General features: G+C 36.0%; 13 protein-coding genes. 2 read left to right on the top strand and 11 right to left on the bottom strand.

Annotation, left to right across the window (positions count from 1 at the left end):
* From VLB74_RS06030 to VLB74_RS06020, 3 genes are all read right to left on the bottom strand, one after another.
* A partial coding sequence (locus tag VLB74_RS06030; protein WP_325202557.1) for an FAD-dependent oxidoreductase occupies positions 1-598 on the bottom strand: 598 nt, incomplete at its 3' end.
* A 49-nt stretch (positions 599-647) separates the two neighbouring features.
* Positions 648-1,067: an rRNA maturation RNase YbeY gene (ybeY, locus tag VLB74_RS06025; protein WP_325202556.1), complete on the bottom strand. Its 420-nt coding sequence runs from the start codon at positions 1,065-1,067 to the stop codon at positions 648-650.
* Positions 1,054-4,362, bottom strand: a complete 3,309-nt coding sequence (locus VLB74_RS06020) for a DUF4175 family protein (protein ID WP_325202555.1) — start codon at positions 4,360-4,362, stop codon at positions 1,054-1,056. Before VLB74_RS06020 ends, ybeY begins: the two co-directional genes overlap by 14 nt.
* Before the next feature lie 890 nt (positions 4,363-5,252).
* Between VLB74_RS06020 and gltX the strand changes: the two genes are divergently transcribed.
* Entirely contained in the window at positions 5,253-6,764 is a 1,512-nt protein-coding gene (gltX, locus tag VLB74_RS06015) for a glutamate--tRNA ligase (RefSeq protein ID WP_325202554.1), read from the top strand.
* A 45-nt stretch (positions 6,765-6,809) separates the two neighbouring features.
* On the opposite strand, the gene VLB74_RS06010 is transcribed toward gltX, so the two are convergent.
* The 4 genes from VLB74_RS06010 to VLB74_RS05995 all read right to left on the bottom strand — a co-directional run bounded on the left by VLB74_RS06010 (position 6,810) and on the right by VLB74_RS05995 (position 9,597).
* Positions 6,810-7,511, bottom strand: a complete 702-nt coding sequence (locus VLB74_RS06010; protein ID WP_325202553.1) for an outer membrane beta-barrel protein — start codon at positions 7,509-7,511, stop codon at positions 6,810-6,812.
* Positions 7,512-7,513: 2 nt separating this feature from the next.
* Positions 7,514-8,101, bottom strand: coding sequence for a hypothetical protein (locus VLB74_RS06005; RefSeq protein ID WP_325202552.1), 588 nt, complete (start codon positions 8,099-8,101; stop codon positions 7,514-7,516).
* Positions 8,102-8,112: 11 nt separating this feature from the next.
* Positions 8,113-8,853 carry a hypothetical protein gene (locus VLB74_RS06000; RefSeq protein ID WP_325202551.1) on the bottom strand — a complete coding sequence of 247 codons (741 nt, stop codon included), beginning with the start codon at positions 8,851-8,853 and terminating at the stop codon, positions 8,113-8,115.
* An 87-nt stretch (positions 8,854-8,940) separates the two neighbouring features.
* On the bottom strand, positions 8,941-9,597 hold the full coding sequence (locus VLB74_RS05995) for a PorT family protein (protein ID WP_325202550.1): 657 nt from the start codon (positions 9,595-9,597) through the stop codon (positions 8,941-8,943).
* 105 nt (positions 9,598-9,702) lie between these two features.
* Between VLB74_RS05995 and VLB74_RS05990 the strand changes: the two genes are divergently transcribed.
* The gene (locus tag VLB74_RS05990) at positions 9,703-10,668 is read left to right on the top strand and encodes an SPFH domain-containing protein (RefSeq protein ID WP_325202549.1); all 966 of its coding nucleotides are present in this window, start codon (positions 9,703-9,705) and stop codon (positions 10,666-10,668) included.
* 44 nt (positions 10,669-10,712) lie between these two features.
* Here VLB74_RS05990 and VLB74_RS05985 read toward each other — a convergent pair whose 3' ends face one another.
* The 4 genes from VLB74_RS05985 to VLB74_RS05970 all read right to left on the bottom strand — a co-directional run.
* Positions 10,713-10,970: a DUF6327 family protein gene (locus tag VLB74_RS05985; protein WP_325202548.1), complete on the bottom strand. Its 258-nt coding sequence runs from the start codon at positions 10,968-10,970 to the stop codon at positions 10,713-10,715.
* 8 nt (positions 10,971-10,978) lie between these two features.
* The gene (locus VLB74_RS05980) at positions 10,979-11,329 is read right to left on the bottom strand and encodes a competence protein (protein ID WP_325202547.1); all 351 of its coding nucleotides are present in this window, start codon (positions 11,327-11,329) and stop codon (positions 10,979-10,981) included.
* Between the two features lie 2 nt (positions 11,330-11,331).
* On the bottom strand, positions 11,332-11,661 hold the full coding sequence (locus VLB74_RS05975) for a YtxH domain-containing protein (RefSeq protein WP_325202546.1): 330 nt from the start codon (positions 11,659-11,661) through the stop codon (positions 11,332-11,334).
* A gap of 303 nt (positions 11,662-11,964) precedes the next feature.
* Positions 11,965-13,305, bottom strand: a 1,341-nt coding sequence (locus tag VLB74_RS05970; protein WP_325202545.1) for a glutamate--tRNA ligase family protein, incomplete at its 5' end; no start/stop codon positions are given.

Below are 13,305 nucleotides of genomic sequence, written 5' to 3'. Positions count from 1 at the left end.
TTTTCATTCGACCAGATTCAAAACCAAGTTTTACTAAATCTTCTGTGATCCCGTAAGCTGCACTTTCACCTGCACGTCCACCACCAAATTGTTTGTCTCCGATATGGATCAATCCGTTTAAGAAAGTTCCATTAGTCAATACAACCGTCTTGGCTTTAATTTCAATTCCAAGCGAAGTTCTGATTCCGGTAATTTTTCCATTCTCGGTTAAGATACCGGAAACCATTTCCTGATAGAAATCCAGATTCGGAGTCTGTTCCAACATCAAGCGCCACTCCTCCGCGAAACGCATACGATCGGATTGCACACGAGGCGACCACATCGCAGGTCCTTTGGATTTGTTCAGCATTTTGAATTGGATGGCAGTTTTATCCGAAACGATTCCCGAATACCCACCCAACGCATCAATCTCACGAACGATCTGTCCTTTTGCAATTCCGCCCATGGCAGGATTACACGACATTTGAGCAATGTTCTGCAAACTCATCGTAACCAATAGTGTTTTTGAACCCAGATTCGCAGCCGCAGCCGCAGCCTCCGATCCGGCATGACCGGCACCCACTACAATTACATCATAAACATCTTGAAATAAACTCATTGTTCCACGTGAAACATTTTACTGTTTCAATATTAATTTAGTATTCTACTTATTGTTCCACGTGGAACAATAAAACTTTTTCATCTTCTTTAGAGCGCATTATTTTCTCGTCTTGCTCGCTCTTGTCTTTATAACCACAATAATGTAATACCCCATGGATGATGACTCTTTTTAATTCTTCTTCAAAAGAAACACCAAAATCCAGGGCATTATCTTTAACACGTTCAATGGATATAAAAATATCTCCGTGTAATATATTTCCTTCAGAATAATCAAAACTGATGATATCGGTCAAATCGTCGTGATTAAGGTACTCCACGTTAATTTTGAGAAGGTATTCGTCGTCACAAAAGATATAACTTATCTCACCTTCTTCCTTGCTTTCAGAAGTAATAACACGAGAAATCCAGTATTCGTACTGTGCTTCGTTTTCTAATTGGAAGTCGGTTTCGTAATTAAAGTTTATCATTATTTTTGAAATAGGTCTGCACCTTTTGATTAAAATTTGGGCGCAAAGGTAAGCTTTGTCTATTTAATATTTCAACACTGTTAAAATATTCTTTTAGTGATGGAGGAATTTTATTTGTCTGATTATTAAATACTTTCTCATTGGTCTGGGATTGGCGTTTGTTCTCTTCACCCTGTTGCTGAATCGCTTTATCCAATTTTAAAAGCTCATGATTCAGGTTAAGCATCTTTTGAAGTGTTTCGTTTTTAAAACCTTTATTCAATAATTGCTTTTCAATATCCTGCATCTGTTTGGCAGCATTTTGTCCCATACCACCCATACCTTCTTTTTCCATGGCCTTCTGCAAAGCTTCACGCAGACGTTGTTGTTCCTTATAAATTTCCAATACTTCACCGGCATCACCCTCACCATCCTGTCCGCCTTCACCTTCTTTACTGCCTTTAGATCCGTTTTTATCGGGTTGACCTTCCCCGGGTTTTTCGCCTTTCTTCATTCCTTGTTGCATCTTCTGGGCTAAACCTTCCTGCTTCTTAATGATATCCTTTAGTTGCATACCACCGGAACCCTGACCAGGTTTAGGTTTTCCTTTACCCTGACCTTGACCTGGCATTTCCATCTCCATCTGCATTTGATTCATCGCATCACTTAAAAAATCAGCCAGTTTATTAGCAGAACTGATGGTATATTGCTGATGCGAAACCCCTTTTGGAATATTATTTTCAGCTAAATTATCTATAGATTTATCCACATTATACTGAACGTTACCCACTTCTTTGGTAATCATTTCAGATATTTTAGGGTTGCGCAACGACATGGCGAATAGACTGTCATCAACGTGTTTGAACTGATTTTTAAGATCCTGTTGTTTCTTTAAAAGTTTATTGAACCCAATTGTACGCGATGTGTTTGATTTAAAATCTTTCATAACATCTTCCTGGGAAAAAGAAAAGGCCAGGAGGTTATCTAAAATCTGACGAAGCATTTTAACGTCTTCTTCCATCTGCTCCATATCGCCCATTTCCATGGACTGCTGCATTTTCTGACTCATCTGTTGCATTTTTTTGGCAGCCGACTTTTGTTTAGGTTTAGCACTGGAAGGACTTTTTTTCTGCAATTCTTCCTTGGCTTTGTTCAGATCTTCTTCGATACTTTGCTGTTCCTGCTTGTCATTAGGAATATCCATAGGCGCTTTAAGCTCCTTATTTTCCTTATCAAGTTCGTTCAGTTCTTCCTGAAGTTTGTCAAAATCTTTATTTATGGCATCCTGTTCCTTTTCGGAATTTTCTTTGCTATCTGATAATTTGCCTTCTTTTTTAGAAAGCTCTTCTAATTTATCGGCGATTTGTTCAGCTTTCTTCTCAATATAGAAACGTTTGGTAAGTTCTACCAATTGCTCTAAACTCTTCGTCTGATCTTTAGTGTTCTGTTTTAATTTATCAACATTTTCGAAAAGTTCCTCTTCTTTCAATTTGTTGGTCAGTTCGTCCAACTCTTTTAAGAGCTTTTCGTTTTTTTCTATTTCCTTTTCATTTTTTTCAAGACGCTTTAACAGCTCGTCTTTGAATTCATCTTTCTTATCTGGATTGAATTCTTTTAGGTTGTCTTCCAGTTTTTTTGAAAACTCTTTCATCATTTCATCCTGTTGTTTTTGACGGTTGATGAAATCCTTGACTTTCTTCTGGTCTTTAAAATCAAGATTCGTTTTCTCTTTACCCATTTTCTGCAGCTTGTCCAATTCAGATAACTGCTTATCCTGATTTTTTATCGATTTTTCAAGACTGTTAATATTCGAATTCTGCTCCTGAAGACGTTCCTCAATTTTTTCATTTTCGGTTAACTCCCTGTGACTGAAAACGGAAGACTTCGTACTCTTGAAATTATGTAAAGCGTCATTATCGAAAATTTCAAAATAATAATCGTAATCAACTCCTTGTTCCAGTGTTAATCCGGATGGAAAACCATACACAAACTGATCAAATGAACCTTGTTTAACCGGAATAGATCCTCTTCGGGCTAATTTTTGATTATCCTTCGGATAGTAAACCACCTGTAGTTTCGATAATCCATAGTCATCAGAAACCTGACCTAAAATCATATTGCCTTTCAAATGTAAACTATCCGGAGCCTGCTCGATTGATATTGTAGGATACTGATCTTTAACAGTTGTAATCTGATAATGAAGTTTTTCGTGGTTTTTTACCAATTGATTCGAAGTAAAAATCTGGTAATCAGTATTTTGAAAAATATTTTTTGATAAACTGAAATAAGAATCCGACTTAACAAACGGAACCGATTGCTCATTACTTTTCCAAACAACTTCAGTTGTGGTTAACGTATTCACTCTCCAGGTCACTTTCGAACCTTCGGGAAGTACAGCATTTCCGGTACCTTGAATGATTTCGGTTTTTCTTCCTAGATACGATGGAAAAGCAACGACCATTTCAAAACTGGCAATCGTTGGAACAGAAACTACCTGTAATTCGTAAAAATTAGAGTCAACTTCATTGGCCGATAACTGAAACTCAACATTGGAGGAAGGCTTTTCAAATTTATACTGGAAAACTCCAGGTTTAACAGATTCCAGATAATAACTTTCTTCTCCAATGTTGATCATGACATTTTCGGGTACGATTTTTCCCTTGGTCTGTACCTGAAGAAGGAAATCCTGACCTTGTTCTGCTTTCAAGGAACTATTGATAATTTCGAATTCGAATGGGGCAGGAGGAGTGTATTGTTTTTGAAAATGCACCATTCGGTCAAAACTCTGCGTAATGACTCCCGAATTACCGCTCACAAAAAACAACAGTAAAAGCAGTAACGGAATTACGGCATAAGGCAGAAATTTAATATTCTTCTTAAGATTGATCGCATTTCCGAAAGGAATCGGTTTTAAAGCGTTGGCTTTCTGCTCAATGGAAGCTACCAATAATTCGGATGGTTCCGACTGATTGTTTAACTGCAGGAAATTAGTCAGCTTATCACTTACTTCCGAAAAATGATTACCAATAATTTTGGAAGCATCCGTATAATCAATTCCCTTCTGAAGTTTAAACAATTTGAAAACAGGGAACAATATAAAGCGGAGCAATAGGAAAATTTCAACTGCCACAAACAACCAGAATAGGACTGTCCTTCCCGATGGCGACAACCACAGAAAGTATTCCACGAGCAACGTACCCATGAAATACAGCAAACCCAATCCAATAAAAAGTAATGTTCCTTTGAGTAACTCATTGGTATAAAACTTCTTAATGAATTCTTCCAGTTTTTGAAATATCAAATTTTTACTTTCCAAAATCACTTTTACCTTTATAACCGATAAAACTACAATTTAAATCGAAACGAAATTCAAAAAAATACGTTAAACCCGGAAAGTCAAAATTCCAACTTCTAAATTCAAAACTTGTCAACAACTATTAAAAACAACAAAAGAAAATTTTAAAAAATTAATTTAATTGATTTGTTATTATAGTCTGTTAATAGTTAGTATAACTTTATTTATAAAGGCTTTGTTTTAGGTTTATACTTTTTTATACCGGTTTATTAACAACGAAATTTTAGGTTAAAACTTTGTAAATCAATACCAGGTTTAAGGTTATTAACAATCGTTGAAATGTATTTTTTTACCGATGATCTTAATAATTAACACAGTTGATTTCTGTTAATAACTCTGCTTTTTCATTTGATAAATAAAAAGTAAAATATAAAAACTTCATTAGGTTTTTTCATTCCTCTTTTTGATTAGAAAAATATCCGATACCAACAAAAAACAGTTGTAAAATTCTTTCTTAAGTTATCAACAAATGTTGTTAATCGGTAAAAGCCTGTTTTTCAACGATTCCTGTATTTTAATTAACATAGTTAAATTCCAGTGTTAATTTGGTAGAAAATTCTTTAAAATTAATTGATTTTATTAACAATTATGTAGTTAGTAAAAAGCTACTGTTTGTATAAACAGCACGCTTTTAACAGGTTACTGAAACAGTACGTTTTTAAAGTTTTGTTGATTACTGTTAATGCTTAAAAATTAAATAGTAAAAAAGGTAAAAAAAGAAATTGTCCATTAAAATTGCATTTCAATTTCACTATCGTTCCAATTGCCGTATTGAAATAGTATCTTTGCACGACATTTCAACCCATCTGATACTTTATCAGGAGGTTGTTAAAAAGATAAATACATATACTATGTCAAAACCGGTTAGAGTGCGTTTTGCACCCAGTCCAACAGGACCTTTACATATAGGTGGTGTAAGAACGGCCTTATTCAATTATTTATTTGCAAAAAAACATGGTGGAACTTTTTACATACGTATAGAGGATACCGATCAAAACCGATTTGTTCCCGGAGCAGAACAATATATTATGGAAGCTTTGGAATGGTTGGGAATTGCGCCGGATGAAACCGTAGGTAAAAACGAAAAGTTTGGCCCGTACCGTCAAAGCGAGCGTAAACCATTATATAAACAATATGCCGATCAGTTAATTGAAAGCGGGTGGGCCTATTATGCATTTGATTCGGCTTCCGATTTGGATCAGTTAAGAAAAAATGCCGAAGAAGAAGGAAAAACATTCATTTACAATCATACAGTCCGTGAACACTTAGACAATTCGCTTACGAATTCGGCTGAAAAAGTAGCGGAACGAATCGCAGCGGGTGAAGAATTCGTGATCCGATTCAAAACGCCGGTTAACGAAACGTTACAGCTGAAAGACATTATCCGTGGTGACATCAAGTTTGACACTAACCTATTAGACGATAAAGTATTGTTTAAAAGTGATGGGATGCCAACGTACCACTTGGCGAACATTGTAGATGATCATTTGATGGAAACTTCACACGTTATTCGTGGGGAAGAATGGTTGCCTTCCTTACCGTTACACGAATTGTTATACAAAGCATTCAGTTGGGAAGCGCCTCAATTTGCGCATTTACCGTTGATATTAAAACCGGTAGGTAACGGAAAATTATCGAAACGCGACGGAGATAAACTAGGATTCCCGGTTTTCCCGTTGGATTGGAATGATTCTGTTTCGGGTGAAAAATCGTCCGGTTATAGAGAAAAAGGATTTTTCCCGGAAGCCGTTGTGAACTTCCTGGCATTATTAGGATGGAATGACGGAACAGAGCAGGAATTATTTACGTTGGAAGAATTGGTGACGAAGTTTGATTTGAACCGTGTGCACAAAGCAGGAGCAAAATTCGATCCGGAGAAAAACAAATGGTTTAATCAGCACTACCTTAAATTACAGTCGGATGCTTCTTTAGCAGAAAAATTCATACCGATTTTAACCGAAAAAGGAATTGAAACCAATAGCGATTATGTGACTAAAGTGGTGGCTTCGGTGAAAGAACGCGCGACTTTTGTAACCGATTTATACGAATTGAGCGATTTCTTCTTTGTAGCACCAACTGCCTACGATGAAAAAGCGGCTAAAAACTGGAAAGAGGAAACACCGCATCTGATGCAGGAACTGATTTCGGTTTTGGAGAACATAGGTGATTTTACCTCGATGAATATCGAAACGATTGTAAAAGACTGGATGACGAAAAACGAAATAGGGATGGGTAAAGTGATGCAGCCGTTCCGATTGAGTTTGGTGGGCGCTTTGAAAGGACCGCATCTTTTTGATATCGTGGAAATGATTGGAAAAGAAGAAACCATTGTCAGATTACAGAAAGCGATAGCAAGTTTATAATAATAAAAAAAGCCCTGAATTTCAGGGCTTTTTTATTAAATAATTTTATTTTCTTTTTTTAATCCTTTTCAAAAAAGCATAAGAAATGTTCAAAGAAACGGAATTTAATTTTCCTTCCAGTTCTTTTCCAGTGTAATTATGATTCTCATCATAACTGTCGGTTTGAACACCGCTTAAACGATTGTTCATTCCTAAAGTATAACGTAAATCGAATTTAAAATCATTATACCCACCAGTAAGACCAAATCCAAGATCATAATTTACTTGAGGCATGTTCATAAAACTATCTTCGTCTAACAAATAAGGTAAATATATTTCATTTGACACATCTTCCGACATTGAAGGTGTAAATTCACCCAAAAAACCAATATTGAATCCAGCTTGAGGTCCAACAAAAAAAGTATCCTGATCCGGTTTTATGATATAGTAATTAAAATAGGCACCAAGATCAAGAGTACCAGAATAATATTTTACATCACTAACGGTTTGAAAATCACTTTCAAGTGATTTTAAATTGAATGTTCTGTGATTATAACCAAATTCAATCTGATAATTATAATTTTCATGATAACCCATAGTAAAAACGAGTCCAAGTTTATAACCAAGTCCAGGATCTGCTAACAAATCGTCGGATTTTAATTCAGTTTGTGAAATACCCGCACTTGCATACCAAGCTCTGGGTGCCTGTGCATGAGTAATAAATGTTAATAGTAGAGAAGTAATAGTATAAAGTATATATTTTTTCATTTTTAGTTGCATTTTAAATGATAAGGTTTACTAAAGAAACCTAAAATGTTAAGGTGTTTGTCATCGTTATCCTCAAATTCGTTAAAACGGTTCATTACAGTTTCACAATTTGAAAAATGTTTATTCATGAAAGGAGTAATTTTAGCGCGGGCCCCGATAAAAATATTAGAAGTATTGAATTCAATATAATCCAATATTTGGTTGTTGTTGTCAACAAAATAGATATTGTAATAGTCTATTGAGGTATATTTTCCAACAACGGTATAGGTATAGCACAGTAGTTTTTTTTCTTCAGATTCAGTTATCACAAAGTAGGCAGTTTCCTTCTTTGTTTTTCCTTTTGCAGTGGTTAATTTGAAAGATTTGAATAGCATCGGACCGATTACCGCATAATCAAGATCTTTGAATCTGATGTATTTTTCCCAGTCCTTGCCATCTTCTGCATAAGTAAGACGTTCGTCAACAACGATTATATCTACTGTATCGTCACGCATTACAGTTTTCTTTCCTTTTTTATCAAAAAAGTAAGTGGTTTGAGCAAAGGCTCCACATGTTACCAAAAACAACAATAATGAAAGTATTTTTTTCATATGTAATTACGTTAATCGATATAGGTAAACAATGCTGAACCAACAGTATCTGTAGATGTGTTTGTGGAAAATGAAAAAGGAACACTACAGAATTTTATTGTAATATTATTATTCAAATCTTTAGATACCATAACATCACCACTTTTCGCGTAATAATGCAATACATCGCTGTGAATAAATTCTACATGAACATTACCATGAGTCAAAGCCGTGTTTTTATCAACAATAGTATAAGCGCCAGTATCTGCAGAATCAAAATGAGCGAAAGTAACTCTTACTTGGGAATTTGAGTCACCAGCATAGATTGTCAATTCATTATTTTCATAGAATGTACTACTAAAATAAAAATTGGAAACGCCAATACCTGTGAATGTTGCGGTATCATCGTTTTGATCACAAGTAGCAATATTGTTAATAATATCCACTGTTGTACTAATTTCTTCTGATGTACAGATTCCTCGAGTAATTTTAAGTTTGTATGTCCCCTCCATGGCAACTGTGGCATCCGGAATAATGGGATTTGGTAAATTGGATTGAAAACCATTAGGTCCAGTCCACTCGTATACAACATCTGGTGCAGGTTCATATGTTGCAGAAAGTTCTATTGTTGAGGAAAGTTCTATTTCATCGCCTGACATTACCGGCGAATTACTGCTGATACTAGGGTTTGGAAGATAACAATTTATTGGCTCTTTGTTTTCACACCCGGCAAAAACAAAAGAACCAATCACAAGTAAAAGAATTTTTTTCATTTGGAATTGGGTTAAAGTTTAAATAAAAAATCGGCCAAATATACTGAATACTTGCCCGATTTTATGTGTTATTTTTTTAAATATCACTTACAAATTAAACAATAACTGCCCTGTTAAAATACCAATATGTCCTTTAAAATCGCCATTGTTCTTTAATGTGAGTTCCTCCTTTTCATTAAGGTTGTTCAGAATGTTGTTTAAACCGTACTGGTAATTCAGCAAAACACGCACACGTCGGTTTCCGGCACTGATCCCCATATAAAGATTACCGTTTATTTTAGTGATGTCCGTAATATCCTTTGCCGTTAAGTTGACATTGTTTTCTAAAAGATTGGTTTCATATTTACCGTCCAATTTCAATTTATCATTGAACTGAAGTACCGGACCTAAATCTATGGAAACATGATCTTTAACCACATTATAACTAAGCAATAATCGGATTTGGCCATTCATCAGTTTGTATTTAACATCTTCCTTTTGCATAGTAGGGGAAAGTGTGGCCACTGAAAAATTATATTCTGAAAACTGCATTCCGAAAATCATGCTGAAATCATTGTAATAATTACCGCGAACCTGCATTCCGGCCGACCAGCCCATCTCGGGTTTGGCATCAAAATTCGATGTCATTAAAGAAGTTTGATTCACACCGGCATAAATCCCGATACGGTTTCCGTCACGATAGCCATATTGTGCAAAACCCTGTAAAGCAACCAATAATAATGAAATAATAGGTAGTTTTTTCATCTGAAGAAAATCTGAAATTTTGTCAAATGTAAACTTATTTCAGTAACAATTGTAACATTTACCGGAAGCATCCGTATAATCCTATAAATAACTAAACTCTTTATTATGATAACAATTCCTATTTTATTGGTGATCGGATTCTTTTTGTTTCTGGCCTCTTTTTTTACCGTTAAGCAGCAAACGGCCGTAATTGTTGAGCGTTTCGGAAAGTTTAATAGCATCAGACAATCCGGTTTGCAGATCAAAATACCGGTTTTTGATCGAATTGCCGGACGCGTAAATTTGAGAATCCAGCAGTTGGATGTTATCATTGAGACGAAAACCAAGGATAACGTATTCGTGAAAATGAAAGTATCCGTTCAGTTTAAAGTATTGCAGGATAAAGTGTATGATGCTTTTTATAAATTGGAATATCCACACGATCAGATTACTTCGTATGTATTTGATGTGGTGCGTGCCGAAGTGCCAAAGTTAATTTTGGATGATGTTTTCGAAAGAAAGGACGATATCGCCATTGCGGTTAAACGTGAATTGAATGAAGCTATGACTACTTACGGATATGAAATCATCAATACCCTGGTGACCGATATCGATCCGGACATCCAGGTAAAAAATGCCATGAACCGTATCAACGCTGCCGATCGTGAAAAAACCGCGGCAGAATATGAAGCAGAAGCACAACGAATCCGAATCGTAGCTAAAGCAAAAGCGGAAGCGGAAAGCAAACGTTTACAAGGTCAGGGTATTGCCGATCAGCGTCGTGAGATTGCACGCGGATTGGTAGAATCGGTGAATCAATTAAATGAAGTAGGTATTAATTCGCAGGAAGCATCGGCCTTAATCGTTGTGACACAGCACTATGATACATTGCAAGCCGTTGGTGCCGATACCAATTCGAATTTGATTTTATTGCCGAACTCACCTCAAGCTGCCAGCGATATGCTAAACAACATGGTCGTTTCTTTTGCTGCGAGCAACCAGGTAGGGGAAGCTATGAAGAATGCTCCGAAACGTATCAGAAAAAAAGACGATCATACTTCAACGGATTTTAACCCGTCTGATACGGAATAACAACATATTAATAAACAAAGAAAGAGGTCGAAAGACCTCTTTTTTTATTTCAAATATTTCATGAATTTACTGATTATCAATGGTACCACGATATTTTTCAGTACCCCTGCCACTACATCTGATTTATTAATAAGCGCCCCGGTATTTCCTAAAAAGTTCTTAACCATTCCCATGGGGGTTATTCCTTCCAGTGTTTTTTCCATGGAAAGGGCCAATTTTCGCACATCGATTTCTTTCTGAAGTTTCAAGATTTCCAAATCGCGATCGATTTCTTCATAGGAGGAATATACCTTTGGTTTCATACAACGGACTATTCGTTAAAAAATATTTTCGAAAATTTTTCCAACACGCTGCCTTCCACGATTTTATCTTTTATCAGGTAGGCGATAAATGCCAGTAGCAGATAAATAACACTCACAGTTATAAAACCCAAAATGGTATTATCCATCAGATTTCCTAAATATAGTGCTAATCCCATCGAAGCGAAAAACAGGAAAAACAGGAAAAATACCAAAACCAACAGTACCCGCACCACCATGGTTGTCGATTTCATAAAGATTTTAAACAACCACAATTTGTAGTATTCAACACTGCTGTCGATGGCATTTTTCAGGTTTCCCTGAATATCTTCGGCTTTTTGTTTCAGGTTTTCAAAAGGCATATTTATTTATTGGCGTTTGCAGCCCTGTTTTTCAAATCGGCCAATTTTTTTTCCAGGGCTTCAATTATTTCTTCTTTTTTATGATCGCTGTGGTCAAGTAAATGGTCGACTTCACTTTCCAGATCCATTTTTGCTTTTGAAAATTTCGATTTGATATTATCCGTAACTTCACTCAAGCGATGTTTTAAAACGTCTTTTTCGTGGTCAAAACCTTCTTTGATTTTTCTTCTTGTTTCAGAACCTTTATCAGGGGCAAATAAAATTCCGAGGCCGGCCCCGATTGCCGCACCTGCCAAAAGGGCCAATACTGTTTTTCCTGTGTTGTCAGACATGATAGTACGATTTTGATTACTAACTTTAAAATTACTTATTCGAAAGCAAATTTTCGTTAATCGGCCGTTAATAATTGGGTTCGAAAAACAAAAAATCGATTTAAAACGTTTTTTAGAGGACAAACTGCAATTAGTTATAGAAACACCTTTCCATTTTTTTTAAATAGCGGAGAATAAATTTATGAGAGACAATTTTAATAGATAAATTCAATTAAAATTTAAATTAATATTTAAAATATCAATAATAAAAAAACCTGCCGTTTAGGCAGGTTTTTAATTGATAAAATTTATGATTTGTTTTCGTTACACCATTTCAGAAAGCAAGTGTAAAACGTCTTCATTTTTTTCGGTTGATTTCATTTCTGAAAGCAGGCTTTTGAATGCATCAAAATTCGAATAGTCTTTTTTTAGATTTTGAATTCCCTCCAATCGAACAAATGGCGATTCACTTTTTAAAGACATGGTATACAATTTTTGAAGCAGTTCGCTATCAACATCCGAAGCTTTTATACTTTCGGAATATTTCAGGATAAAATTGGCAAACAACAGCGAACTCTTGTTGTTGTTTACATTTTTCTTCAGTGAATTTTGAAGCAGACTGTAATTGTTGATGGTTTTGATGTTTTCACCAATCGTATTTTCAATGGCAGTTCTTTCTTCCAAGGTGTTCACTTTGAAGTATTTATTTATTTCCTTCAGTGAATTATTGATGGTGTTTTCCTCTTTTTTTCCTTTTTCTTCCCAGGAATCCTTCAAATCCACCGTCTTGTTGAACACTAAATTATCGGCTGTACTGTCTCTGTCTACGCAGAAATAACCTGTTCTCTGGAACTGGAAACCGTCTCCTTCTTTCGCATCAGCCAAGCTCGGTTCTACAAATCCGGTAACCGTTTTCAAGGAATTCGGATTCACAAAATCAAGGAAGTTTTTATCTTTATGTGTGTCCGGAGATTCATCGATGAACAATCGGTCGTACAATCGGATTTCCGCTTTCACTGCATGTTCCACCGAAACCCAGTGAATCGTTCCCGCCACTTTACGGTTGCTGGCTTCGCTTCCGCTTCCGCTTCGGCTGTCGTCATCGTACGTTACGTGAATTTCGGTGATTTTACCGTCGGCATCTTTTACAACGCTTTCACCTTTAATGATATAGGCATTTTTCAAACGGACTTCTTTTCCTAAAGTCAAACGGAAAAATTTACTGCTTGCTTCTTCTAAAAAGTCCTCTCTTTCAATATATAGTTCTTTTGAAAAAGGTACTTTTCTGAACGTCATCACTTCTTCTTCGGGATTGTTTTCCGCGTCAAGCCACTCGGTTTTTCCTTCCGGATAGTTGGTGATTACCAATTTTACCGGATCAATAACCGCCATAACGCGCGGCGCTACTTTGTTCAAATCCTCACGAACACAGAATTCCAATAAAGAAACGTCGATTAGGTTATCGCGTTTTGCAATTCCGATGGTTTCAGCAAAATTTCGGATGGAAGCCGGCGTATACCCTCTTCTTCGCATCCCGGAAATGGTCGACATTCTTGGATCATCCCATCCGGAAACATGATTTTCCTCAACCAACTGTAGTAACTTACGTTTGGAAACCACCGTATGCGAAAGGTTTCTTCTGGCAAATTCACGTTGTTTCGGACG

Source organism: Flavobacterium sp., assembly GCF_035456225.1.
GTDB lineage: Bacteria > Bacteroidota > Bacteroidia > Flavobacteriales > Flavobacteriaceae > Flavobacterium.
The sequence above is the reverse complement of the archived record's forward strand: the minus strand, read 5'-3'. Positions and strand labels throughout refer to the sequence as shown.